General features: G+C 54.3%; 22 protein-coding genes, 1 tRNA gene and 1 pseudogene. 18 read left to right on the forward strand and 6 right to left on the reverse strand.

Features of this window, described 5'->3' with window-relative positions; all coding sequences use genetic code 11:
* Window positions 1–10 precede the first annotated feature (10 nt).
* On the reverse strand, window positions 11–781 hold the full coding sequence (locus tag N2K86_RS04210; protein WP_260660576.1) for an amidohydrolase: 771 nt from the start codon (window positions 779–781) through the stop codon (window positions 11–13).
* A 108-nt stretch (window positions 782–889) separates the two neighbouring features.
* Entirely contained in the window at window positions 890–3,334 is a 2,445-nt protein-coding gene (gene fadE, locus N2K86_RS04215; RefSeq protein WP_126816697.1) for an acyl-CoA dehydrogenase FadE, read from the reverse strand.
* A 239-nt stretch (window positions 3,335–3,573) separates the two neighbouring features.
* On the opposite strand from fadE, the gene lpcA reads away from it, so the two are divergent.
* Window positions 3,574–4,152 (forward strand): D-sedoheptulose 7-phosphate isomerase, encoded by a 579-nt coding sequence (lpcA, locus tag N2K86_RS04220; protein ID WP_003863232.1) that lies wholly within the window; start codon window positions 3,574–3,576, stop codon window positions 4,150–4,152.
* Between the two features lie 46 nt (window positions 4,153–4,198).
* Window positions 4,199–4,966, forward strand: coding sequence for a class II glutamine amidotransferase (locus N2K86_RS04225; protein WP_260660577.1), 768 nt, complete (start codon window positions 4,199–4,201; stop codon window positions 4,964–4,966).
* Here the strand turns inward: N2K86_RS04225 and dpaA are convergent.
* Window positions 4,937–5,677, reverse strand: a complete 741-nt coding sequence (gene dpaA, locus N2K86_RS04230; protein ID WP_174340776.1) for a peptidoglycan meso-diaminopimelic acid protein amidase — start codon at window positions 5,675–5,677, stop codon at window positions 4,937–4,939. The genes N2K86_RS04225 and dpaA overlap by 30 nt on opposite strands.
* A 299-nt stretch (window positions 5,678–5,976) precedes the next feature.
* On the opposite strand from dpaA, the gene N2K86_RS04235 reads away from it, so the two are divergent.
* The 8 genes from N2K86_RS04235 to dinB all read left to right on the forward strand — a co-directional run bounded on the left by N2K86_RS04235 (window position 5,977) and on the right by dinB (window position 13,193).
* Window positions 5,977–7,320, forward strand: coding sequence for a Na(+)-translocating NADH-quinone reductase subunit A (locus N2K86_RS04235; protein ID WP_260660578.1), 1,344 nt, complete (start codon window positions 5,977–5,979; stop codon window positions 7,318–7,320).
* Between the two features lie 3 nt (window positions 7,321–7,323).
* Complete coding sequence (locus tag N2K86_RS04240; protein ID WP_260660579.1) at window positions 7,324–8,559, forward strand: NADH:ubiquinone reductase (Na(+)-transporting) subunit B; 1,236 nt, start codon at window positions 7,324–7,326, stop codon at window positions 8,557–8,559.
* The gene (locus N2K86_RS04245) at window positions 8,552–9,346 is read left to right on the forward strand and encodes a Na(+)-translocating NADH-quinone reductase subunit C (protein ID WP_260660580.1); all 795 of its coding nucleotides are present in this window, start codon (window positions 8,552–8,554) and stop codon (window positions 9,344–9,346) included. The genes N2K86_RS04240 and N2K86_RS04245 overlap by 8 nt, the downstream gene beginning before the upstream one ends.
* Window positions 9,339–9,977: an NADH:ubiquinone reductase (Na(+)-transporting) subunit D gene (locus N2K86_RS04250; protein WP_260660581.1), complete on the forward strand. Its 639-nt coding sequence runs from the start codon at window positions 9,339–9,341 to the stop codon at window positions 9,975–9,977. Before N2K86_RS04245 ends, N2K86_RS04250 begins: the two co-directional genes overlap by 8 nt.
* A 6-nt stretch (window positions 9,978–9,983) precedes the next feature.
* Window positions 9,984–10,580 carry an NADH:ubiquinone reductase (Na(+)-transporting) subunit E gene (gene nqrE / locus N2K86_RS04255; protein WP_003863217.1) on the forward strand — a complete coding sequence of 199 codons (597 nt, stop codon included), beginning with the start codon at window positions 9,984–9,986 and terminating at the stop codon, window positions 10,578–10,580.
* A gap of 10 nt (window positions 10,581–10,590) precedes the next feature.
* The gene (gene nqrF / locus N2K86_RS04260) at window positions 10,591–11,814 is read left to right on the forward strand and encodes an NADH:ubiquinone reductase (Na(+)-transporting) subunit F (RefSeq protein WP_089598130.1); all 1,224 of its coding nucleotides are present in this window, start codon (window positions 10,591–10,593) and stop codon (window positions 11,812–11,814) included.
* 2 nt (window positions 11,815–11,816) lie between these two features.
* Window positions 11,817–12,017, forward strand: a complete 201-nt coding sequence (gene nqrM, locus N2K86_RS04265) for a (Na+)-NQR maturation NqrM (RefSeq protein WP_029484987.1) — start codon at window positions 11,817–11,819, stop codon at window positions 12,015–12,017.
* A gap of 117 nt (window positions 12,018–12,134) precedes the next feature.
* Complete coding sequence (dinB, locus tag N2K86_RS04270; protein ID WP_260660582.1) at window positions 12,135–13,193, forward strand: DNA polymerase IV; 1,059 nt, start codon at window positions 12,135–12,137, stop codon at window positions 13,191–13,193.
* A 55-nt stretch (window positions 13,194–13,248) separates the two neighbouring features.
* Here the strand turns inward: dinB and pepD are convergent, their stop codons facing one another.
* Window positions 13,249–14,706 (reverse strand): cytosol nonspecific dipeptidase, encoded by a 1,458-nt coding sequence (pepD, locus tag N2K86_RS04275; RefSeq protein ID WP_260660583.1) that lies wholly within the window; start codon window positions 14,704–14,706, stop codon window positions 13,249–13,251.
* A 259-nt stretch (window positions 14,707–14,965) separates the two neighbouring features.
* Here pepD and gpt point away from each other — a divergent pair, with 259 nt between their 5' ends.
* From gpt to crl, 3 genes are all read left to right on the forward strand, one after another.
* On the forward strand, window positions 14,966–15,424 hold the full coding sequence (gene gpt, locus N2K86_RS04280) for a xanthine phosphoribosyltransferase (RefSeq protein ID WP_010427903.1): 459 nt from the start codon (window positions 14,966–14,968) through the stop codon (window positions 15,422–15,424).
* A 104-nt stretch (window positions 15,425–15,528) separates the two neighbouring features.
* A complete protein-coding gene (gene frsA, locus N2K86_RS04285; protein WP_260660584.1) occupies window positions 15,529–16,773 on the forward strand; it encodes an esterase FrsA in 1,245 nt (414 codons plus the stop codon).
* 57 nt (window positions 16,774–16,830) lie between these two features.
* Entirely contained in the window at window positions 16,831–17,232 is a 402-nt protein-coding gene (gene crl, locus N2K86_RS04290; protein WP_260660585.1) for a sigma factor-binding protein Crl, read from the forward strand.
* Window positions 17,233–17,342: 110 nt separating this feature from the next.
* Here the strand turns inward: crl and phoE are convergent, their stop codons facing one another.
* On the reverse strand, window positions 17,343–18,395 hold the full coding sequence (gene phoE, locus N2K86_RS04295; RefSeq protein ID WP_260660586.1) for a phosphoporin PhoE: 1,053 nt from the start codon (window positions 18,393–18,395) through the stop codon (window positions 17,343–17,345).
* A gap of 304 nt (window positions 18,396–18,699) precedes the next feature.
* On the opposite strand from phoE, the gene proB reads away from it, so the two are divergent.
* The 4 genes from proB to N2K86_RS04315 all read left to right on the forward strand — a co-directional run bounded on the left by proB (window position 18,700) and on the right by N2K86_RS04315 (window position 22,295).
* Entirely contained in the window at window positions 18,700–19,803 is a 1,104-nt protein-coding gene (proB, locus tag N2K86_RS04300) for a glutamate 5-kinase (protein ID WP_089598125.1), read from the forward strand.
* An 11-nt stretch (window positions 19,804–19,814) separates the two neighbouring features.
* Window positions 19,815–21,068: a glutamate-5-semialdehyde dehydrogenase gene (proA, locus tag N2K86_RS04305; RefSeq protein ID WP_260660587.1), complete on the forward strand. Its 1,254-nt coding sequence runs from the start codon at window positions 19,815–19,817 to the stop codon at window positions 21,066–21,068.
* 111 nt (window positions 21,069–21,179) lie between these two features.
* A tRNA-Thr gene (locus tag N2K86_RS04310) sits at window positions 21,180–21,252 on the forward strand.
* Between the two features lie 728 nt (window positions 21,253–21,980).
* Entirely contained in the window at window positions 21,981–22,295 is a 315-nt protein-coding gene (locus N2K86_RS04315) for a hypothetical protein (protein WP_260660588.1), read from the forward strand.
* Here N2K86_RS04315 and N2K86_RS04320 read toward each other — a convergent pair.
* Complete coding sequence (locus N2K86_RS04320) at window positions 22,292–23,098, reverse strand: DUF4225 domain-containing protein (protein WP_260660589.1); 807 nt, start codon at window positions 23,096–23,098, stop codon at window positions 22,292–22,294. The two genes, N2K86_RS04315 and N2K86_RS04320, sit on opposite strands and share 4 nt — an antisense overlap.
* A gap of 275 nt (window positions 23,099–23,373) precedes the next feature.
* On the opposite strand from N2K86_RS04320, the pseudogene N2K86_RS04325 reads away from it, so the two are divergent.
* Window positions 23,374–23,556 (forward strand): annotated as a pseudogene (locus N2K86_RS04325) (ogr/Delta-like zinc finger family protein); the annotation flags it as partial.
* Window positions 23,557–23,603: the final 47 nt, after the last annotated feature.

Genomic DNA, 23,603 nt, shown 5'->3' on the forward strand with positions numbered 1-23,603 from the left:
CGGCTTTTATTTACTCAATACTAAACGGATCCGCATCCTGCCACGCCGGAAACTTCTCCCGATACTCCTTCAGCGCCGTCAACGACAGCTCCGCATCAATACGTGTCGCCTGATGCGGCTCGGCGGTGGCAATGATCTCGCCCTGCGGATTCACCACCCGGCTGTCGCCGCGATAGTGATGCCCGTTGCCGTCCGTCCCCACGCGGTTGCAACCCACCACGTACGCCTGGTTCTCAATCGCACGCGCCACCAGCAGCGATTGCCAGTGCAGGGAGCGCGGTGCAGGCCAGTTGGCAACATACAGCGCCAGGTCATAATCGTTGCGGTTACGCGACCACACCGGGAAGCGCAGGTCGTAGCACACCAGCGGCAGAATACGCCAGCCGCGCCACTCGAACACCACGCGCGCGTTACCCGCTTCATAGTGATGGTGCTCATCCGCCATGCGGAACAGGTGGCGTTTGTCATAAAAATGCACTTTCCCTTCTGGCTCAACCAGCAGGAAGCGGTTCACCGGTCCGCGTTCGGTTTGTAGCGCGGCGCTCCCGGCAATCAGCGCGTTGGTCTCCTGCGCTTTGGCATGCATCCACGCCACTACCTCGTCCTGCGGCATTGACTGTTTCGCCGCTTCCATGGCGAAGCCGGTAGTGAACATCTCCGGCAGGACAATGACATCACGCCCGGTAATCTCTTCCAGTTGACGATCAAAGTGGCGCAGGTTGGCGGGGCCATCCATCCACACTAAAGGTTGCTGCAAAATCGAAATCTTCAAACCAGGCACGATACAGACTCCTCAAAAGACCGCTTTTTGACACTGTAGCACGTCATTACGAGAAAATGTGGCAATAAAAAACCCCGCACGGGGCGGGGTTTGCATAAGCGAAACGCGTTACGCCGCTTCAGGTTTGCGGTGCTTCTCCGGGAGCTTTACCGGCTGCGTCGCCAGCTCGTCCGGTTCGAAATCATCCACGTTAATGCTGCGCAGACGGCTCTCTTCGGCTTTCACCAGCAGCGCGGCTTCATCTTTATTGATAATCCCACCTGCGAGCGCCTGTTTTGCCAGTTCGTCCAGACGGGTAAACGGCAGGTTTTTGCCCAGCTGTTTACAGATCTTCTGGTGAATCGGGTCGGCGGCCATCACGTCCAGCAGCGCCTCTTCCAGCAGACCCACCGGGTTATGCGGCGTCGGCTCAAGATACTGACCACGACCGATACGGGAGCGGGTTGCGCTCGGTACCTGCAGGATCTTCGCCACCTTGTGGTCCAGCTTGTCGGACGGTGCCAGATGGTGACGACCGGTCGGGAAGATCACCGCGCGCAGGGCACCTGCCACGAAGCGGTTCGGGAAGTTCGCCAGCAGGTCGTCAATCGCCTGTTCAGCCTGATACATCGCATCCTGTACGCCCCAGTGTACCAGCGGCAGATCCGCTTCCTGACGGCCTTCGTCGTCGTAGCGCTTCAGGACCGCCGAGGCCAGGAAGATCTGGCTCAGCACATCCCCCAGACGGGCAGAGATACGTTCGCGACGCTTCAGGCTACCGCCCAGCACCGCCATGGAGACGTCAGACAGCAGAGCCAGGTTGGCGCTCAGTCGGTTCAGATGCTGGTAATAACGTTTGGTCGCATCGCCGGTCGGCGTCGCGCTGGTAAGACCGCGCGTCAGGCCCAGCCAGAAGCTGCGGACCTTGTTGCTCCCCACGTGACCAATATGTTTGAACAGCAGCTTATCGAAGGCATCCACGTCGTTATTCTGCGCGGCAGCCATCTCTTCCAGCACGTACGGATGGCAGCGAATTGCGCCCTGACCGAAGATCATCATGCTGCGGGTCAGGATGTTTGCCCCTTCCACGGTGATGGCGATCGGTGCGCCCTGATAGCCGCGCGCCAGGAAGTTGCCTTCGCCGAGCATAATGCCTTTACCGCCTGCAATATCCATCGCGTCAATGATTGACTGCTGGGCGCGGTGGGTACAGTGATACTTCACAATTGCGGACAGTACGGCCGGTTTTTCGCCGAGCATAATGCCGTAGGTAATTAACGATGCAGCGGCATCCATCACGTAGGCGTTGCCCGCGATACGCGCCAGCGGCTCTTCGATACCTTCCATCTTGCCAATGGAGATTTTGAACTGACGGCGGATATGGGCGTAAGCGCCAATCCCCATCGCTACCGACTTCAGACCGCCGGTTGAGTTCGACGGCAGGGTAATACCGCGGCCCACCGACAGACATTCCACCAGCATACGCCAGCCCTGGCCGGCCATTTTCGGACCGCCGATGATGTAGTCAATCGGCACAAAGATATCCTGACCGCGGGTCGGACCGTTCTGGAACGGCACGTTCAGCGGAAAATGACGACGACCAATCTCGACACCCGGAGTAGAGGTTGGGATCAGCGCACAGGTAATGCCCAGATCTTCTTCGCCGCCCAGCAGTTTTTCCGGGTCAGAGAGCTTAAAGGCCAGACCCAGCACGGTGGCGATAGGCGCCAGCGTGATATAACGCTTGTTCCAGGTCAGGCGCATGCCCAGTACCTGCTCGCCCTGCCACTCGCCCATGCAGACCACGCCGGTATCCGGGATCGCGCCTGCATCGGAACCCGCTTCCGGGCTGGTCAGCGCGAAGCACGGGATTTCCTGACCGCGAGCCAGACGCGGCAGGTAGTGATCTTTTTGCTCTTCCGTACCGTAATGCTGCAGCAGTTCGCCCGGCCCTAAGGAGTTAGGCACGCCAACGGTAATCGCCAGGATCCCGGAAACGCCCGCCAGCTTTTGCAGGACGCGAGCCTGAGCGTAAGCAGAGAACTCCAGACCGCCGTACTCTTTCTTGATGATCATCGCGAAGAAGCGATGTTCTTTCAGATACGCCCACAGCTCTGGCGGCAGATCGGCCATTTCATGGGTGATAGCAAAGTCGTTCGCCATGCGGCACGCTTCTTCTACCGGGCCGTCAATAAAGGCCTGTTCTTCAGCGGTCAGACGCGGCTGCGGATAGTTGTGCAGCTTTTTCCAGTCCGGGTTGCCCTGGAACAGATCGCCTTCCCACCAGGTGGTGCCCGCATCAATCGCTTCTTTCTCAGTGCGCGACATTGGCGGCATCACTTTGCGGAAGCCTTTAAACACCGGCGCAGAGATCATTGATTTACGCATCGGGGCCAGGTTAAACGGCAGAAGAATGATGGCAAGAGGGACTAAAAGCCAGATATTCCAGAGGCCTGCGACGCCAAGCGCAGCCGTCCAGGCCAGAAGAATCAGGCTGCTCAGGAATAAACTTACGCGGTGATAGAACAACACACCGAGCAGAACAACGGTTGCGAGAATGCTCAAAATCATCATAAAGAAAAGCTCCCTTGCTTGTAGGAGGTCTGACCACTTGTGATGATATGGTTGTAGTTGATGTCATTTCCTTTAGCAATGTGTTTACAAAATAATTACAACCTGGTTCACATTGTTCGCGTTTTAGTCGGCACGAAAAAACAAAACGCCGGACGATTCGCATGGCTTTAGCTTCTCGCTTTTGACGCTATCCGGTACACTCCACTGTGTTATCTCATCAATACTGAAGGATTATCCTCATGTACCAGGATCTTATTCGTAACGAACTGAACGAAGCGGCGGAAACGCTGGCGAACTTTCTGAAAGATGATGCCAATATTCACGCTATTCAGCGCGCAGCGGTCCTGCTGGCCGACAGTTTCAAAGCCGGTGGCAAAGTGCTTTCCTGCGGTAACGGTGGCTCCCACTGTGACGCCATGCACTTCGCCGAAGAGCTGACCGGACGCTATCGCGAAAACCGTCCGGGCTACCCGGCGATTGCGATTTCCGACGTGAGCCACATCTCCTGCGTAGGCAACGACTTCGGTTACGACCACATCTTTTCCCGCTACGTTGAAGCTGTAGGCCGTGAAGGCGACGTGCTGCTGGGTATCTCCACGTCCGGGAACTCCGCTAACGTGATCAAGGCGATCGCCGCCGCGCGTGAAAAAGGGATGAAAGTCATCACCCTGACCGGTAAAGATGGCGGTAAGATGGACGGTACGGCGGACATCGAAATTCGCGTTCCGCACTTCGGCTATGCAGATCGCGTTCAGGAAATTCACATCAAAGTGATCCACATCCTGATCCAGCTGATCGAAAAAGAGATGGTTAAGTAAGGCTTCGCTGGGGGCACCGGTGCCCCCGCTGTTGTGGAGGTGTTGTATGTGCGAACTGCTCGGGATGAGCGCTAATGTGCCAACCGATATCTGCTTTAGTTTCACCGGGCTGGTTCAGCGCGGTGGAGGAACCGGGCCGCATAAAGACGGCTGGGGCATCACCTTCTACGAAGGCAAAGGGTGTCGCACGTTCAAAGATCCACAGCCCAGCTTTAACTCACCGATTGCCAAACTGGTGCAGGACTACCCCATCAAGTCCCGCTCGGTGATCGCCCACATCCGTCAGGCAAACCGCGGCGAAGTGGCGCTGGAAAATACCCATCCGTTTACCCGTGAACTGTGGGGCCGTAACTGGACCTACGCGCACAACGGGCAGCTTATGGGCTATAAGTCGCTGGAGACGGGCAACTTCCGCCCGGTCGGCGAAACGGACAGCGAAAAAGCCTTCTGCTGGCTGCTGCACAAGCTGACGCAGCGCTATCCCCGCACGCCTGGCAACATGGCTGCCGTGTTCAAATATATCGCGACGCTGGCGTCTGAACTGCGTGAAAAAGGCGTGTTCAACATGCTGCTCTCTGATGGGCGCTATGTGATGGCGTTCTGCTCAACGAATCTGTTCTGGATCACCCGCCGTGCGCCGTTTGGCGTTGCGACGCTGCTCGATCAGGATGTGGAGATAGACTTTCAGAAGGAGACCACACCGAACGATGTGGTCACAGTCATTGCTACGCAGCCGCTGACGGGCAACGAAACCTGGCAAAAGATTATGCCAGGTGAGTGGGTACTATTTTGTCTCGGGGACCGTGTAATTTGACGCCAGCTGTGGATGGACAACTTCGTGGCTCAGCGGCTTGCTGACCACGTAACGGCCATCGACGATAGAGACCACCGGTGGCTTGCGGGTCTGCTCAAAGTAGTCGTAACCTGGCTTCAGCTGTTTCCAGAAATCCGCGTAGTAGGAGTACTTGTGACGCGCCATGTTGGCGTCCGTCATGCGGAACGGATAGATACTGACCTGAACGTTAGGCTGCCCAAAGACCAGCGCGCCCGTCACGAACTGGAAAATCTCATCAATGCCGGAGTCGGTCATCGCATAACAGCCGACGGACACGCAGGCACCGTGGATCATCAGGTATTTACCTTCATAACCGTGTGCACGGTCATAGGCATTCGGGAAGCCGATGTTAATGGCTTTATAGAAGCGGCTGTCAGGTTTTAGCTGACTACGCTGAACGTTGTAAAACCCTTCCGGACTTTTGAAATCGCCCTGACGCTGTTTTGGCCCCAGACCGCCGGAGTAGTTACAAATTTTGTAACTATCAAGCAGCTGATATGTCTCGCCCATTTTCACAAACAGATCGAGAGTGCGTTCTTCCTTGAAGATTTGAATATAAACCGGGGATCCCATCAGCTGTTGTTTATATTCTTTGCTAACCGGTGTCGTTGAGCTATTACTGCTGAGCAGTCCGGCAAACGACATGCACGGCATCAGAAGCATCGCAATGAACAATGCGATTTTACGCATACTACTAGTTCCTTGATAAAACTATGACCAAATTGCCAGGACGGCAAAAGAGACCCGAAATCAGATTAATCTGGACAGGAGCGCTCACATTAGCACCGATAAAGATTTTCGCAAGAGCCAACCTTTGTGTTTACAAATTAGTTTTACTTTATAACCCATTCAAATCGCCCTGACTCCAGGAACTTTGCGTAATAGCTCGCATTTTGGCGCGTGAAGAGGCGGATCCTCTGCCCCCTTAGGGACGAAAATGGTACACTTCATCCCCTCTGGATTGTTGTTCATGGATACCCGCTAACTACATGTTTAGAATAAGAAAAGGACTTGATCTGCCTATCTCCGGCGTGCCTGAACAGCACGTCGCGCAAGGGGCCAGCATTCGTCATGTCGCTATTTTGGGCGACGATTATGTGGGGATGCGCCCGGCGATGCTGGTGAAAGAGGGCGATCGCGTCATAAAAGGCCAGGCGCTCTTCGAGGATAAAAAAAATCCGGGCGTCCTGTTTACGGCCCCGGCCAGCGGCACCGTTGTGGCGATTCATCGCGGTGAACGCCGCGTGCTGCAATCCGTTGTGATTCGCCTTGAAGGCGATGAGCAGAGCGAATTTGCGCGTTTTGATGTAGCCGACCTCGCGACACTCAGCCGAGAAGTCGTGCAGGCGCAGCTGCTGGCGTCGGGGTTGTGGACGTCACTTCGCACCCGCCCCTTTAGCAAGTCACCGGTTCCGGGAACCGTACCGGCGGCTATTTTCGTTACCGCCATCGACACCAATCCGCTCAGTGCGGATCCGCAGCCTATTATCCTGGCGCAGCGTAAGGCGTTTGATGCCGGGTTGACCCTTTTAACGCGGCTGACGCCCGGGAAGGTTCATGTTTGCCAGGCGAGCGGCGGCAAGCTTGGCGGCCACCCGCAGGGGCAGGTCACGTTTAATGAATTTGCTGGCCCGCATCCTGCGGGGCTGGTTGGCACACATATCCACTTCCTTGAACCGGTGAGTCTGGCAAAACAGGTCTGGCATTTGAATTATCAGGACGTGATTGCCATGGGGACGCTCTTTACCACGGGTGAGCTGTGTACAGAACGCACGATCGCGATTGGTGGACCGCAGGCGACAAACCCACGTCTGGTGAAGACGCTACCAGGTGCAGATATCAATGAGCTGCTGGCCGATGAAACAAAAGCGGGTGAAAACCGCCTGATTTCCGGTTCGGTACTCAGTGGCCGTCATGCCGTTGGCGCGCAGGCTTATCTGGGACGCTTCCATCTGCAGGTGAGCATCGTTCAGGAAGGGCGCGAGAAAGAGCTGTTCGGCTGGGTTCTTCCTGGTGCAGAAAAGTACTCCGTAACCCGCACTACGCTGGGTCACTTCCTGCGCCATAAGCTGTTCAACTTCTCCACCAGCACCCACGGCGGTGAGCGTGCGATGGTACCCATTGGTAACTACGAGCGCGTAATGCCGCTGGATATTCTGCCTACCGTTCTGCTGCGCGATCTCCTTGCCGGCGATACCGACGGTGCGCAGGCGCTGGGCTGCCTGGAGCTGGACGAAGAAGATCTGGCGCTCTGTACCTATGTATGTCCAGGCAAATACGAATACGGACCCGTATTGCGCGAGGTGTTAACCCGCATTGAGCAGGAAGGATAACTGATGGGCTTAAAACACCTCTTTGAAAAAATTGAGCCGCACTTTACCGAAGGGAAGCTCAAAAAGTACTACCCGCTGTATGAAGCGACAACAACCATTTTCTATACGCCGGGGTTGGTGACGAAAGGCGCGGCGCACGTGCGCGACGCCATCGATCTCAAACGAATGATGATCCTGGTGTGGTTTGCCGTATTCCCGGCCATGTTCTGGGGCATGTACAACGTCGGCTTGCAGACTATTCCGGCACTGCACCACATGTATGATGCGCAACAGCTGGCGCAGGTGATCCAGTCCGACTGGCACTACCGTCTGGCGCAGTCGCTGGGGGTAAGCTTTGCGGCCGACGCGGGCTGGCTGAGTATGATGACGCTGGGCGCGGTCTTCTTCCTGCCGATCTATATCACGGTCTTTATCGTGGGCGGCTTCTGGGAAGTGCTGTTTGCCATTATTCGCAAACATGAGATCAACGAAGGCTTCTTTGTAACCTCCATTCTGTTTGCCCTGATTGTTCCGCCAACGCTGCCGCTCTGGCAGGCGGCGCTGGGGATCAGCTTTGGCGTGGTGATTGCCAAAGAGATCTTCGGCGGGACCGGACGGAACTTCCTCAACCCGGCGCTGGCGGGGCGTGCGTTCCTGTTCTTTGCTTACCCGGCGCAGATCTCCGGCGACCTGGTGTGGACGGCAGCCGACGGTTTTTCCGGCGCGACGCCACTTTCACAGTGGGCGGCAGGCGGCGGCGAAACGCTGGTTAACAATGCTACTGGCCAGCCGGTCACCTGGTTCGATGCCTTTATAGGCAACATTCCGGGTTCCATCGGGGAAGTCTCTACCCTGATGATTTTGCTTGGTGGCGCGATCATTCTGTTTGGTCGCGTAGCCTCCTGGCGTATCGTCGCAGGCGTCATGCTCGGCATGGTGCTTACCGCAACACTGTTCAATCTCATTGGTTCTACTACCAACCCGATGTTCTCCATGCCCTGGTACTGGCATCTGGTATTGGGCGGTTTTGCTTTCGGCATGATGTTCATGGCAACAGACCCCGTCTCAGCCTCATTCACCGACAAAGGTAAATGGAGCTACGGCGTGCTCATTGGTGTGATGTGTGTATTGATTCGCGTGGTCAACCCGGCTTATCCGGAAGGGATGATGTTGGCCATTCTGTTTGCCAACCTGTTTGCACCGCTGTTCGACTATCTGGTCGTGCGTGCCAACATTAAGCGGAGGAAGGCGCGTGGCTGAGGTTAAAAATAACGACAGCATCAGCAAAACGCTGCTGGTAGTGCTGGTACTGTGTCTGGTCTGTTCCATCGTGGTTGCGGGGTCTGCCGTGGGGTTAAAACCGCTGCAGCAGGAGCAACGCGCGCTGGATAAGCAGCGCAATATCCTGGCCGTCGCTGGGTTAATGCAGCAGGGGATGAGCGCTGACGACGTCTCAAAAATCTTTGCGGAACGCATTTCAGCGCGGCTGGTAGATTTAAAAACGGGTGAGTTGCTCGATAAAGACCCGACGAAGTTTAACCAGGCACAGGCGATCAAAGATCCGCAGATGAGCCTGACGCTAGAGGCCTCGCAAGATCCCGCTGGGATTAGGCGGCGAAGCAACCTGGCTGAAATCTATCTGGTGCGTGATGAGCAAAAGCGCATACAGGAGATGGTGCTGCCTATCTATGGTAACGGGCTGTGGTCAGTGATGTACGCCTTTGTTGCTTTGAGTACGGACGGCCGCACGATTAAAGGGATAACCTATTACGACCATGGTGAAACGCCGGGGCTGGGGGGGGAAATAGAGAACCCTAACTGGCGTGCGCAGTTTGTCGGCAAAAAAGTGCTCGACGATAACGGTCAGCCTGCGCTGAGGGTAGTGAAAGGGGGCGCTCGTCCCGGTGATATGTTCGCCGTTGACGGCCTTTCCGGGGCTACGCTTACTTCAAACGGCGTGCAGCACAGTTTTGATTTCTGGATGGGCGAGCTGGGCTTTGGCCCGTTCCTGAAAAACGTACGTGAAGGAGCGCTGAATAATGGCTGATACCGGTGAACTGAAAGAAGTCAAAAAGGTGCTCATTGGCCCGCTGCTCGCCAATAACCCGATAACGTTGCAGGTGCTGGGTGTCTGCTCGGCCCTGGCGGTCACCACCAAGCTGGAAACGGCGGTGGTGATGACGATGGCGGTCACGCTGGTCACGGCGTTCTCCAGCATGTTTATCTCGATGATCCGCCACCACATCCCCAACAGCGTGAGGATCATCGTGCAGATGACGATCATCGCCTCGCTGGTGATTGTGGTCGATCAACTGCTACGCGCTTTTGCCTACGAAACATCAAAACAGCTTTCGGTGTTTGTCGGGTTGATTATCACTAACTGTATCGTGATGGGCCGCGCGGAAGCCTACGCCATGAAGATGCCGCCGCTGGCGAGCTTTATGGACGGTATCGGTAACGGGCTCGGCTACGGCGTGATCCTGCTGACTGTAGGGTTCCTGCGTGAGCTGATTGGCAGCGGCAAGCTGTTTGGTATCACGGTACTGGACACGGTACAGAACGGCGGCTGGTATCTGCCGAACGGCCTGTTCCTGCTCGCGCCAAGCGCATTTTTCATTATCGGTTTGCTGATCTGGCTGATTCGTACGTTGAAGCCTGAACAGCAGGAAAAGGAGTAACCGACAATGGCTCATTACCTGAGTTTATTTGTGCGCGCGGTGTTTGTTGAAAACATGGCGCTCGCGTTTTTCCTCGGCATGTGTACGTTTCTTGCCGTGTCTAAAAAGGTCTCCACGGCATTTGGCCTGGGCGTGGCGGTCACCGTTGTGCTGGGGCTTTCGGTTCCGATTAACAACCTGGTGTTCAACTTCGTGCTGAGGGACGGCGCGCTGGTGGAAGGGGTCGATCTCAGCTTCCTCAACTTCATCACCTTTATCGGGGTGATCGCGGCGCTGGTGCAAATCCTTGAGATGATCCTCGATAAGTATTTCCCGTCGCTGTACAACGCGCTGGGGATCTTTCTGCCGCTGATAGCGGTGAACTGCGCTATCTTCGGCGGCGTCTCGTTTATGGTTCAGCGTGATTACAACTTCAGTGAATCCGTGGTGTACGGCTTCGGTTCCGGCATCGGCTGGATGCTGGCGATTGTCACCATGGCGGGGATCCGCGAAAAGATGAAATATGCCAACGTGCCTGCGGGTCTGCGCGGCTTAGGGATCACCTTTATCACCACCGGCCTGATGGCGTTGGGCTTTATGTCCTTCTCCGGTGTGCAGCTATAAGGGCTAACAGATGGAAATTATTCTTGGCGTGGTGATGTTCACGCTGATTGTTCTGGTGCTGTCAGGGCTGATTCTGGCGGCGCGTGCGAAGCTGGTGAACGCCGGTGATGTCATTATTGATATCAACGATGACCCGCAAAATCAGATCCGTACCCCGGCAGGGGACAAACTGCTCAATACGCTCTCAGGCAATGGGATCTTTGTCTCGTCAGCCTGCGGCGGCGGCGGCTCATGCGGGCAGTGCCGTGTGACGGTGAAAGAGGGGGGTGGTGATATTCTGCCTACTGAACTGTCGCATATCACAAAGCGTGAAGCGAAAGAGGGCTGTCGTCTGGCCTGCCAGGTCGCGGTGCGCCAGAACATGAAGATTGAGCTGCCGGAAGAGATCTTCGGCGTCAAAAAATGGGAGTGCGAAGTTATCTCTAACGATAACAAAGCCACGTTCATTAAAGAGCTTAAGCTGCGTGTCCCTGAAGGGGAGAGCGTTCCGTTCCGCGCGGGCGGGTATATCCAGATCGATTGTCCGGCGCACACCGTGGCGTATGCCGACTTCGACGTGCCTGAGGAGTATCGTGCCGACTGGGATAAATTCAATCTCTTCCGCTTTGTGTCCGAAGTAAAAGAGCCGACGTTGCGCGCCTATTCCATGGCTAACTATCCGGAAGAGAAGGGCATTATCATGCTCAACGTGCGTATCGCCACGCCGCCGCCGAATGTGCCGAATGCACCGCCGGGCGTGATGTCGTCGTATATATGGTCCCTTAAGCCAGGCGATAAAGTGACGATCTCCGGTCCATTCGGTGAGTTCTTTGCCAAAGATACCGACGCAGAAATGGTCTTTATCGGCGGCGGTGCCGGTATGGCCCCGATGCGCTCGCACATCTTTGACCAGCTCAAACGTCTTAGCAGCAAGCGTAAAATCAGCTTCTGGTACGGGGCACGCTCCCTGCGCGAGATGTTCTATGATGATGAGTTTGAACAGTTGGCGCGTGAGAATCCTAACTTTACCTTCCACGTGGCGCTTTCCGATCCGCAGCCGGAAGATAACTGGACGGGCTATACGGGATTCATCCACAACGTGCTGTACGAAAACTACCTCAAACAGCACCCGGCACCGGAAGACTGCGAGTTCTATATGTGTGGTCCACCGATGATGAACGCCGCCGTGATTAAGATGCTTAAAGATCTTGGCGTCGAAGATGAGAACATCATGCTTGATGATTTTGGAGGCTGATGATGCTGACGTTTCTGGCTACCTTTGCCGTCTTTGTGCTGGTGGTGCTCGGCATGTCATTAGGCTGGATCATCAAGCGTAAAAGCATTCAGGGCAGCTGTGGCGGTATTTCATCCCTTGGGATGGAAAAGGTGTGCGACTGCCCGGAACCGTGCGATGCACGGAAAAAAAGAATGGCCCGCGAGCAGCAGCGCATTATTTAAGTTTTTGTAGTCGTGTAGGTCGGGTAAGGCGAAGCCGCCACCCGACAATTCCCACGCACACTTCTCAATCCTCGTTTCTTTACTGTATACTTATCCAGTGATGAGTGAGGGCTTACTATGCGCAAAATAATCCATGTCGATATGGACTGCTTTTTTGCCGCAGTGGAGATGCGTGACAACCCGGCGCTGCGGGATATTCCCATCGCCATTGGCGGCAGCCGCGTTCAGCGAGGTGTGATCAGCACCGCCAACTATCCGGCGCGCAAATTTGGCGTGCGCAGCGCCATGCCGACTGCAATGGCCTTAAAGCTTTGCCCTCATCTCACGCTCCTGCCCGGTCGGTTTGATGCTTATAAAGAGGCCTCACTTCATATCCGTGAAATCTTCTCCCGCTACACCTCACTGATAGAACCGCTGTCGCTGGACGAAGCCTATCTGGATGTGACCGACAGCGTGCATTGCCACGGCTCCGCCACGCTGATGGCCCAGGAAATCCGCCAGACGATATTCAACGAACTGAATCTGACCGCATCGGCGGGCGTGGCACCCGTGAAATTCCTCGCCAAAATCGCCTCTGATTTAAATAAGCCCAACGGTCAGTACGTCATCACGCCTGAAGAAGTGCCTGCGTTTTTGAAAACCCTACCGCTTGGCAAGATACCCGGCGTGGGGAAAGTCTCCGCCGCAAAGCTTGAAAGCATGGGGCTACGGACCTGCGAAGATGTACAGCTAAGCGATCTCGCCATGCTGCTCAAGCGCTTTGGGAAGTTTGGCCGCGTGCTGTGGGAGCGCAGTCAGGGCATTGACGATCGCGATGTGAACAGCGAACGATTACGGAAATCCGTCGGCGTTGAGCGAACCCTTATTGAAGATATTCATGACTGGTCCGAGTGCGAGGCCATTATCACGGAACAGCTTTACCCTGAGCTGGAACGACGCTTAATCAAGGTCAAACCGGACCTGCTGATCGCCCGGCAGGGCATCAAGCTAAAATTTAACGATTTTCAGCAGACGACGCAGGAACATGTTTGGCCACGCCTCAACAAAGAAGATCTCATTGCGACCGCAAAAAAGGCATGGGAAGAACGACGAGGTGGACGAGGGGTGAGGCTGGTGGGTTTGCACGTCACGCTGCTGGATCCGCAGTTAGAGCGTCAGTTGGTGTTGGGACTGTAGATTACGCTAATCGTAGGCCCGGTAAGCGTAGCGCCACCGGGCAACAGACGACGAATTATTTCGCAGGGATCGCTTTCAGCAGTTCCGTCAGCAGCGTCCAGTAATGACCGACGCTTTCAATGTGAACCTGCTCATCCGGCGAGTGTGGACCGGTAATGGTTGGCCCGATAGACACCATGTCCATGTCCGGATACGGTTTCTTGAACAGACCACATTCCAGACCGGCGTGGATAACCTGAATGTTCGGGGTGCTGTTGAACAGGCGCTGGTATGTTTCACGCACCAGTGCCATGACCGGAGAACTTGCGTCCGGCTGCCAGCCCGGGTAGCTGCCTTTAGCGGAGGTTTTTGCGCCCGCCAGCGAGCCCAGAGACTCCAGCATGCTCACCACGTACTCTTTACCGCTGTCGATCAGGGAACGGATCAGGCAGATGATCTCTGCGCTGTCGTCGCCCATGGTCACCACGCCCACGTTCAGGGAGGTTTCCACCACGCCTTTCGCGACGTCAGAATTGCGGATCACGCCGTTTGGCGTCGCGTTCAGCAACTGAACGAAGCTGTTGCGAGACTGCGCGGTCAGGGCGGCTTTATCCGTGGTCACAGATTCCAGCACTACGGTCAGGTTCTTCTCTTTCTCAGAAAGTTCGTTTTTCAGGATATCGAGATAAACGCTGGAGAGCTTTTTCAGCTCATCTGCTTTTTCCGCCGGAACGGCTACGGTGGCGAAGGCTTCGCGTGGGATCGCGTTACGCAGCGTACCGCCGTTGAAATCGACCAGACGAAGATCCAGCTCAGCCGCGTGACCCGCCAGGAAGCGTGCCAGCAGTTTGTTGGCGTTGCCGAGGCCCAGATGAATATCACCGCCGGAGTGGCCGCCTTTCAGCCCTTTCAGCGTCAGCTTGAAGGTCTGGTAGCCTGCAGGAATCGCTTCACGAGACAGCGGCAGGGTAGAGATGAAATCAATCCCACCCGCGCAGCCCATGTAGATCTCGCCTTCTTCTTCGGAGTCGGTGTTGATCAGGATATCCGCCTGCAGCCAGTTGGCCTGCAGACCGAAGGCGCCGTCCATGCCCGCTTCTTCGGTCATGGTCAGCAGTACTTCCAGCGGACCGTGCTCAACGCTGTCGTTGGCCAGCACCGCCAGCGCAGAGGCCATACCGATGCCGTTATCCGCGCCCAGCGTGGTGCCGCGCGCTTTCACCCAGTCGCCGTCGATGTACGGTTGAATCGGGTCTTTGGTGAAGTCGTGAACGGTATCGTTGTTTTTCTGCGGAACCATGTCCAGGTGCGCCTGCAGCACAACCGGTTTACGGTTTTCCATGCCTGCGGTGGCGGGCTTGCGGATCAAAATGTTGCCAACCTGGTCGCGCTCAGCGTGCAGACCTTTTTCCTTCGCCCAACCCATAATGTGTTCGGCAAGCTGTTCTTCATGGTAGGAAGGGTGTGGAATGGAACAGATTTTGGCAAAAATATCCCACAGCGGTTGTGGAGATAATTGAGACAGTTCAGACACGATAAGTCTCCTTGTCGATGCGCTGCAACAGGGTTGCAGGTCACAGAGTTAGCAGGTTAATAGTTACCACAAGACAGGCTTGCGAGATGCATCTGAGAATACCACTTTCTCCGACGGCGGGTAGCATAAAGCATGTAAAAACTCAGGCTCGGGGCGCTAAACACTGGTTTTTAGTGCGTCAGATCTCTATAATCTCGCGCAACCTATTTCCCCCTCGAACACTTTTTAAGCCGTATATAAACAGGCTGGGACACTTCACATGAGCGAAAAATACGTCGTCACCTGGGACATGTTGCAGATTCACGCACGCAAACTGGCTGCGCGCCTGATGCCTTCCGAACAGTGGAAAGGCATTATTGCCGTTAGCCGCGGCGGTCTGGTACCGGGGGCGCTGTTGGCACGTGAGCTGGGTATTCGTCATGTCGATACCGTATGTATCTCCAGCTATGACCACGACAACCAGCGCGAGCTGACCGTGCTAAAACGCGCGGAAGGCGACGGTGAAGGCTTCATCGTTATTGACGATCTGGTCGATACCGGTGGTACCGCGGTGGCTATCCGTGAAATGTATCCAAAAGCGCACTTCGTCACGATCTTTGCAAAACCGGCGGGTCGCCCACTGGTTGACGATTACGTGATTGATATCCCGCAGGATACCTGGATTGAACAGCCATGGGATATGGGCGTGGTCTTCGTACCGCCTATTTCAGGCCGTTAATCCCAGTACGTAACTTTACACGCCCGGCCATGCCGGGCGTTGTTCTTTTTATCCTGCCACGCGTTACAATGGACGTTATATGACGTATCCATGGAGGCAACGCAATGACGCAGGCGAATCTCACCGAAACTCTTTTTAAACCCCGTTTCAAACACCCTGAAACGTCGACGCTGGTGCGTCGGTTTAATCCGGGGACCATGCCTGCCGTCCAGTCTGCGTTAGACGGTAAAAACGTGCCCCACTGGTATCGCATGATTAACCGCCTGATGTGGATCTGGCGTGGTATCGATCCGCGTGAAATCCTTGACGTGCAGGCGCGTATCGTCATGAGCGAATCTGAACGGACCGACAGCGAGCTTTACGATACGGTGGTGGGCTATCGCGGCGGCAACTGGATCTATGAATGGTCGAAGCAGGCGATGCTCTGGCAGCAAAAAGCCAGCCAGGAAGAGGATGCCACGCGTAGCGGCAAGCACTGGCTGCATGCGGCCAATCTCTATGCCATTGCCGCGTATCCACATCTGAAAGGTGATGAACTGGCAGAGCAGGCCCAGGCGCTGGCGAACCGTGCATATGAAGAGGCGGCGCAGCGTTTGCCGGGCCAGATGCGCGAGCTTGAATTCAACATTCCAGGTGGCGCACCCGTCACCGGGTTCCTGCATATGCCTGAAGGCGACGGCCCGTTCCCGACCGTACTGATGTGCGGTGGGCTGGATTCCCTGCAAATCGATTATTACAGCCTTTTTGAGCGCTACTTTGCACCAAAAGGGATTGCGATGCTGACGCTTGACATGCCTTCTATTGGCTTCTCGTCGAAGTGGAAATTGACTCAGGATTCGAGCCTGCTGCACCAGCATGCGCTTAAAGCACTGGAGAATATTCCCTGGGTTGACCATACCCGCGTGGCGGCTTTTGGCTTCCGATTTGGGGCGAACGTTGCGGTGCGTCTGGCCTATCTTGAATCCTCACGCCTGAAGGCTGTGGCCTGTCTGGGTCCGGTGGTTCACGCACTGCTCAGCGATCCTGCCCGTCAGGGCAGCGTACCGGAGATGTACCTTGATGTGCTGGCTAGTCGTCTTGGCATGCATGATGCATCAGACGAAGCGCTGCGCGTTGAGCTCAATCGTTACTCGTTAAAAACGCAGGGGTTGCTGGGACGCCGCTGCCCAACGCCGATGCTGTCAGGTTTCTGGAAAAACGATCCCTTCAGCCCGGAGGAGGAGTCGCGATTAATCACGTCGTCATCTTCGGATGGCAAATTGCTTGAAGTGCCATTCAGTCCGGTGTATCAGAATTTTGACAAGGCGTTAAAAGAGATTACACGCTGGATCGCGCAGAGATTGTGTTAATAGATTGCTAAATTTTGATGGTTTGGTAAAACAGTGGCTTCACAAAAGGAGATCGCAATGACGTTACCGAGTGGACATCCGAAAAGTAGACTGATCAAGAAGTTCATGGCTCTTGGCCCGTATATTCGAGAAGATCAGTGTGAAGAGAATCGCTTTTTTTTCGACTGCCTGGCTGTTTGCGTCAACGTGAAGCCTGCACCCGAAAAACGTGAATTCTGGGGCTGGTGGATGGAAATGGAAGCAGAGGAAAAACGCTTTACCTATAGCTACCAGTTTGGCCTGTTTAACAAAGACGGTTACTGGCAAGCGGCGCCTATTAAAGATCAGGAAGTGATCGACCGCCTGGAACATACGCTGAAAGAGTACCTCGGCAAGGCTAGCGCGCTGCTGGCAACGCTGGATCTGAAGCTGGAGCCTGCGGATGATTTTTCCAGCGAGGCGGTTAAGCTGACCGCCTGATAGTCTTCTCCCTCTCCCTGTGGGAGAGGGTCCGGTTGAGGGCACCAGACCGCATTAATCCCCGACAATAAAAAAACCGGCATCAAGCCGGTTTTTTTATTTCCACACGATTAGAACTGGTAAGTCAGACCCAGGGCGACGATATCATCGCTGCTTACACCCAGTTTATTGTCGTCATCAATCTGGTTGATTTTATAATCAACAAACGCGGACATATTTTTGTTGAAATAATAGGTTGCGCCCACGTCGATATATTTCACGATATCTTCGTCGCCAATGCCTTCGATGTCTTTGCCTTTAGACTGCACATAACCCACGGATGGACGCAGGCCAAAGTCAAACTGATATTGCGCAACCACTTCGAAGTTTTGCGCTTTATTCGCGAAACCGCCGGAGATTGGGGCCATATTGCGGGTTTCGGAATAGATAGTAGCCAGATAAATATCATTGGCATCATATTTCAGACCCGTTGCCCAGCCTTCGGCTTTTTTACCTTCACCGCGTGTCAGCAGGTTCTGCTCGTTGGTGCGATCGGAGCTGGCATACGCGCCAATTACAGAGAAATCGCTGCCGCCGAAGTCATAGCTCAGAGACGTACCGAAGCCATCCCCGTTCTGCTTTTTCACGTCACGGTTTTCATTTTTTCCCTGGTATTGCAGGGTCATATCCAGACCGTCCACCACGCCAAAGAAGTCGGTGTTACGATAGGTAGCAAGACCGGAGGCACGCTTGGTCATGAAGTTGTCGGTTTGCGCCAGACCATCGCCGCCGAACTCAGGGAACATGTCGGTGTAGGATGCGACGTCATACAGCGCCCCGAGGTTACGACCGTAATCCAGAGAACCAACGTCTTTTAATTTAAGACCGGCAAACGCCAGACGCGTTTTCTGAGAAGAGTCGCTCTCTGCTTTGTTTCCGGCAAATTCTGCTTCCCAACGGCCATAGCCCGTCAGCTGATCGTTAATCTGCGTTTCACCTTTAAAGCCGAAACGCACGTACGTCTGGTCACCGTCTTTAGCGTCATCATCACTAAGGTAGTGCATTGCTTTTACTTTGCCGTACACGTCCAGTTTATTACCGTTCTTATTATAAACCTCTGCTGCGTGAACAGATGCGGAAGCCACAACGCCCATTACCACTAATGCCAGAGTGCTCTTTTTCATTTTCAATCCTGAGTTTTATATACGCGCTAATATTCGCTGAACGCTAAGCCGACGCTTATGTTCCGTGAAAAAACAGGAAGGGTTTTATCGTCCGCGGGTGAACGTTTTATGACAATTTAAGAATATGTTTAAAAAAGTATGTTTTAATTTTTCAGTAATAAATTTGTCAAAATCAGCCGCTACGCTTCCTGATCCCGCGCAACAAAGTGTTTTGCTATGTGCTATGGCAGTTGGCAACGGGGCTGAGTCCTGTTAAAACGTTCGTTCGACATCATTTTCCCTTATCGTTGAACGGCAGAGAATCATGAGTGACAGCCAGACGCTGGTGGTAAAACTCGGTACCAGTGTATTAACAGGCGGATCGCGCCGCCTTAATCGCGCCCACATTGTTGAGCTTGTACGTCAGTGCGCTCAGCTGCATGCCGCAGGGCATCGTATTGTTATCGTGACCTCCGGGGCGATTGCCGCCGGGCGTGAACATCTGGGTTACCCCGAACTCCCCGCGACGATAGCCTCAAAACAGCTGCTGGCCGCCGTGGGACAAAGCCGACTCATTCAACTCTGGGAACAGTTGTTCTCTATCTATGGTATTCACGTCGGGCAGATGCTGCTGACGCGTGCGGATATGGAAGACAGAGAGCGTTTTCTGAACGCGCGCGATACGCTGCGTGCGCTGCTGGACAACAATATTGTTCCGGTCATTAATGAAAACGACGCCGTGGCCACCGCTGAAATTAAAGTAGGTGATAACGATAACCTCTCTGCGTTGGCGGCGATTCTGGCCGGTGCCGATAAACTTCTGCTTCTGACCGATCAGCAGGGGCTGTTCACCGCCGACCCGCGTTCTAACCCGGAAGCTGAACTGATTACCGATGTTCACGGCATTGATGATGCCCTGCGCGCCATCGCCGGTGACAGCGTTTCAGGCCTCGGAACCGGCGGTATGGGCACCAAGCTGCAGGCCGCCGATGTCGCGTGCCGTGCCGGTATCGACACCATCATTGCTGCGGGCAGTCGCCCGGGCGTGATTGGCGACGTGATGGAAGGCATCTCTGTCGGCACCCGCTTCCACGCCCAGGAATCCCCGCTGGAAAACCGCAAACGCTGGATATTTGGCGCGCCTCCTGCTGGCGAACTCGTCGTCGATGAAGGGGCCACTGCCGCGATTCTGGAACGAGGGAGTTCATTACTTCCTAAAGGAATTAAAAGCGTGACAGGCAACTTCTCCCGTGGTGAAGTGATCCGCATCCGTAGCCTCGAAGGCCGCGACATCGCCCACGGCGTAAGCCGCTATAACAGCGACGCGCTGCGCCGTATCGCGGGCCACCATTCGCAGCAAATCGATGCCATTCTGGGCTACGAGTATGGCCCGGTTGCCGTGCATCGCGATGACATGATTATTCGTTAAGGAGCCAGAACATGCTGGAACAAATGGGCGCAGCCGCGAAGGCCGCCTCTTACAAACTGGCGCTCCTTTCCAGCCGTGAGAAAAATCGCGTGCTGGAAAAAATCGCTGATTATCTGGAATCACAGTCCCAGGAAATTTTGCTCGCCAACGAGCAGGATCTGCTTGAAGCCCGTCGCAACGGTTTGAGCGAAGCGATGCTTGACCGTCTGGCGCTGACGCCGGCACGCCTGAAAGGCATCGCCGACGATGTCCGTCAGGTCTGTAATCTGGCCGATCCGGTAGGGCAGGTAATCGACGGCGGGCTGCTCGACAGCGGTTTACGTCTTGAGCGCCGCCGCGTGCCGCTCGGCGTTATCGGCGTCATTTACGAAGCCCGCCCAAACGTCACCGTTGACGTCGCTTCTTTGTGCCTGAAAACCGGTAACGCCGCTATTCTGCGCGGTGGAAAAGAGACCTGGCGCACCAACGCTGCGACGGTAAAGGTCATCCAGCAGGCGCTGGAAGAGTGTGGCTTACCGGCGGGGGCCGTACAGGCGATCGAGAGCCCAGACCGCGCGCTGGTCAACGAAATGCTGCGCATGGACAAATACATCGACATGCTGATCCCACGCGGTGGCGCGGGTCTGCACAAACTCTGTCGCGAGCAGTCGACCATTCCGGTGATCACCGGCGGTATCGGCGTGTGTCATATCGTGGTGGATGACAGTGCAGAGATTGAACCGGCGCTGAAGATTATCGTGAACGCCAAAACCCAGCGTCCAAGCACCTGTAATACGGTGGAAACGCTGCTGGTGCACCAGGACATCGCAAACACCTTTCTGCCAGCCCTGAGCAAGCAGATGGCGGAGAGCGGCGTTACGCTGCACGCCGATGCCAACGCGCTCGCCCTGCTTAAGGATGGCCCGGCTAACGTCGTTCCCGTCAAAGCGGAGCAGTACGACGACGAATTCCTGTCGCTGGATCTGAACGTGAAAGTAGTTGCTGATCTCGACGACGCCATTGCGCACATTCGTGAACACGGCACCCAGCATTCGGACGCGATCCTGACGCGCACGCTGCGCAATGCCGATCGCTTCGTGAACGAAGTGGATTCATCCGCGGTGTATGTGAATGCCTCCACCCGCTTCACCGATGGTGGACAGTTTGGTTTGGGTGCAGAAGTGGCTGTCAGCACGCAAAAGCTGCACGCGCGCGGTCCGATGGGACTGGAAGCGCTGACCACGTACAAGTGGATCGGCTTCGGTGACGATACGATTCGTGCGTAAATAAACGCGGGTGATGCAAAAGTAGCCGTTTGATTCAAAAGGGCATTGACGCATCACCCGGTTAGATCTAACCTTTTGCCCCGTGGTTACACTCGTAACCGGCCTCTCAGGGCCGATATAGCTCAGTTGGTAGAGCAGCGCATTCGTAATGCGAAGGTCGTAGGTTCGACTCCTATTATCGGCACTCACACAACAAAATCCATTAAAAATAATCAGTTATAGAGACTTTCGCTCTCAAGTTACGATCTTTTTTTAAGGGATTCTATGACCAACAGTTGCCGCTATGGTTAACAGTGGCGATTTAGGGATGTTTGCACGTAGCGGCCTGTAGTTGTAAAGCTCGAACACGTACAAAGCGTGAACAGTCCCCACGAACCGCTATCAACTCGAAGTTGATGACGCTGCCAACGTCTCTAAATCCTCCCGAAACAGATTAATCATACGCATTTAAGCCCGAGGTGCGGCCTTGTGGCTGCGTAAACTGGCTAATAGTGGTAAATCCTGCACAGGACATGCAGGCTCTGCCAGCGCTTCGCTCACTTCCGAAAGGTACATGAGCATCCTGATAAGGTGTGATCCTTCTGACAACCTGATTTGGTCACTGGTGACTTTCGCAAAGCGAAACCAACCAGGTTGGCCTGATGTAGTCGCCTAACAGCTCCGCTTGTCTCCTTACCACTAACGGGGCTTTATGGCTGCTATTGTCTGGAATCTGTTAAAAAGCATAAACGTCACATCATGTGATCGTTAACCTTAAATCGTCGTAATGTCTTGGCACCACCCAGAAGATAAGAAAAAGGAGATGGAGTCTGCCGAAAAGTTTCGGCTGGATTGCTGTAAAGTTCATCAGTATGATTACTTGCACAATCAGCGATTGGGAAAACACTTTTGGAAGATAAGGGATAAGACGATATGAAAGTGACTGATGAAGCGTTATTACGTTCAGGGTTTACACCATCGGATTTGAAGAAGATAAAGAACAACGTTGAAAGCTATGGTGGAACGTTGGGGAATGTCATCAGGGACCTGGCCAGGCGTTTTATTCTTGCTGTGTGGGTTGTATCCGGTTGCCTTGCTGTATTCATTTTTCTGGTGATATTCGCATCTGAGCAGAGTGTTTTCTCTGGTGCTATTGGCCTTTCTTGTGGAGCAGCGGTTGCAATTTTTATACAACCGCCTGTGCTTGCGTATAAATCCTGGCGATTCTGTAGGGCGAATAAATCCTAATCAGTACTGTTATCAGTAGCCAGAAGATCAAAAATGACTTTCGCTTTGACACCATATCCAGCGATTTTCATCGTTAACTTTGGCTTGCTCATTATGTCAACTTTTCGGTAGTAATCACGCGGCAGCCAACGGAATAATCGCCAGGCTCCTGGTTTCCTTGCTAAGCCGAAGATACTATAGACACTCGCCCCCAGAGTCACCGTATTATAAAGAGCTAACCCATTTCTTGGGCTAAACCCCATAAACTGTGCGGTCTTCATTGCGCCATCAGCAAAAATTCCTTCCGATTTGGATTGTTCACCATAGCGAAGTTGGCTTGCTTCTTTTGTTATACCGTTAATACCATCAACGAATAAAACTGCACCTGCAAGAACTCCGACAGGGTTCATAGTGGACATCATAACCATTCCACCAAATAATGCTGCCCCAGATACCACTATATGGATTGCCGAAATCATGTAACCGACAATTTTATTATTTTCCTTAACAAACTCAACCTTCGCGTAAAGCTGTGCGGCTCTGGTTCTTAACAGGCGTTCTTGTTCGTGAAGATTATCCGTTTCGGCACGCAGATTTTTGATGCATACAATGCATTCTTCATCGGTTTTCGCCCGTCGTGAGGTTTCAAATTCTTTCTCTACGACCTGTTTTATCTCTTCGACAAACTTGATTCGTGTTAGACCATCATGTAAATAGAATGCTGACAGCCGGTTTGCTGTTTCGACGAGTTTCCGGGCTTCAAGATTCACCATGGTATCTGACCATGTTCTGTTCCAACCCCTGTTGAGCAGCGCGATATCCATTAAAGACTCCTTCCCAAAATGTGTCTGGTCATTTTACGTGCAATAAGGTCGAAGACAACAGGAAATACTTTCACAACCCGCCCCCGTAGGGGGCCCGTCTCTTTATCCTCACGGTTTACATCCTCCGGCTTAAAATATCCTCAGCTCTATAGCTGAGCTGCCAGACCGTCTGCGCCAGGCTCATCCTTTTAGCAAGGATCTGCCCAAAATATCTTAGGCCGACCCACACAGTGACGTACTTCACAACAACAAGCAGTGCAGTGACGCAAGGCCGCTACTGTCATTGCTCAAATGTAGAGTGTGGGCATACGTTTGTGATGAACGTTTCCTTCTCGCACACGATTAGTCCCAGCGCCTTGAGTGGCCAGGGACGGATTAAAGAGCTAATGGATGCCCTGCCACCGGACGAGCGACAAAAAGCATTAGAACTCCTGTTGGCAGCCAAAGAGAGTCAGTGAACGGCTCGCCGGGAGTAACTAAAATTTTCCCGGCTTCAGTTCATTAA

Origin of the sequence: Enterobacter mori (assembly GCF_025244905.1) — a bacterium.
Classification (GTDB): domain Bacteria; phylum Pseudomonadota; class Gammaproteobacteria; order Enterobacterales; family Enterobacteriaceae; genus Enterobacter; species Enterobacter mori_A.

What these genes read in the sequence shown, in the direction of transcription:
- N2K86_RS04235 (WP_260660578.1), top strand. Translation starts at nt 5,977, where the DNA reads ATGTTTAGAATAAGAAAAGGACTTGATCTGCCTATCTCCGGCGTGCCT.
- N2K86_RS04250 (WP_260660581.1), top strand. Translation starts at nt 9,339, where the DNA reads ATGGCTGATACCGGTGAACTGAAAGAAGTCAAAAAGGTGCTCATTGGC.
- nqrF (WP_089598130.1), top strand. Translation starts at nt 10,591, where the DNA reads ATGGAAATTATTCTTGGCGTGGTGATGTTCACGCTGATTGTTCTGGTG.
- proB (WP_089598125.1), top strand. Translation starts at nt 18,700, where the DNA reads ATGAGTGACAGCCAGACGCTGGTGGTAAAACTCGGTACCAGTGTATTA.
- N2K86_RS04315 (WP_260660588.1), top strand. Translation starts at nt 21,981, where the DNA reads ATGAAAGTGACTGATGAAGCGTTATTACGTTCAGGGTTTACACCATCG.
- crl (WP_260660585.1), top strand. Translation starts at nt 16,831, where the DNA reads ATGACGTTACCGAGTGGACATCCGAAAAGTAGACTGATCAAGAAGTTC.
- phoE (WP_260660586.1), bottom strand. Translation starts at nt 18,395, where the DNA reads ATGAAAAAGAGCACTCTGGCATTAGTGGTAATGGGCGTTGTGGCTTCC.
- nqrE (WP_003863217.1), top strand. Translation starts at nt 9,984, where the DNA reads ATGGCTCATTACCTGAGTTTATTTGTGCGCGCGGTGTTTGTTGAAAAC.
- N2K86_RS04225 (WP_260660577.1), top strand. Translation starts at nt 4,199, where the DNA reads ATGTGCGAACTGCTCGGGATGAGCGCTAATGTGCCAACCGATATCTGC.
- lpcA (WP_003863232.1), top strand. Translation starts at nt 3,574, where the DNA reads ATGTACCAGGATCTTATTCGTAACGAACTGAACGAAGCGGCGGAAACG.
- nqrM (WP_029484987.1), top strand. Translation starts at nt 11,817, where the DNA reads ATGCTGACGTTTCTGGCTACCTTTGCCGTCTTTGTGCTGGTGGTGCTC.
- dinB (WP_260660582.1), top strand. Translation starts at nt 12,135, where the DNA reads ATGCGCAAAATAATCCATGTCGATATGGACTGCTTTTTTGCCGCAGTG.
- N2K86_RS04320 (WP_260660589.1), bottom strand. Translation starts at nt 23,098, where the DNA reads ATGGATATCGCGCTGCTCAACAGGGGTTGGAACAGAACATGGTCAGAT.
- dpaA (WP_174340776.1), bottom strand. Translation starts at nt 5,677, where the DNA reads ATGCGTAAAATCGCATTGTTCATTGCGATGCTTCTGATGCCGTGCATG.
- fadE (WP_126816697.1), bottom strand. Translation starts at nt 3,334, where the DNA reads ATGATGATTTTGAGCATTCTCGCAACCGTTGTTCTGCTCGGTGTGTTG.
- N2K86_RS04240 (WP_260660579.1), top strand. Translation starts at nt 7,324, where the DNA reads ATGGGCTTAAAACACCTCTTTGAAAAAATTGAGCCGCACTTTACCGAA.
- frsA (WP_260660584.1), top strand. Translation starts at nt 15,529, where the DNA reads ATGACGCAGGCGAATCTCACCGAAACTCTTTTTAAACCCCGTTTCAAA.
- proA (WP_260660587.1), top strand. Translation starts at nt 19,815, where the DNA reads ATGCTGGAACAAATGGGCGCAGCCGCGAAGGCCGCCTCTTACAAACTG.
- gpt (WP_010427903.1), top strand. Translation starts at nt 14,966, where the DNA reads ATGAGCGAAAAATACGTCGTCACCTGGGACATGTTGCAGATTCACGCA.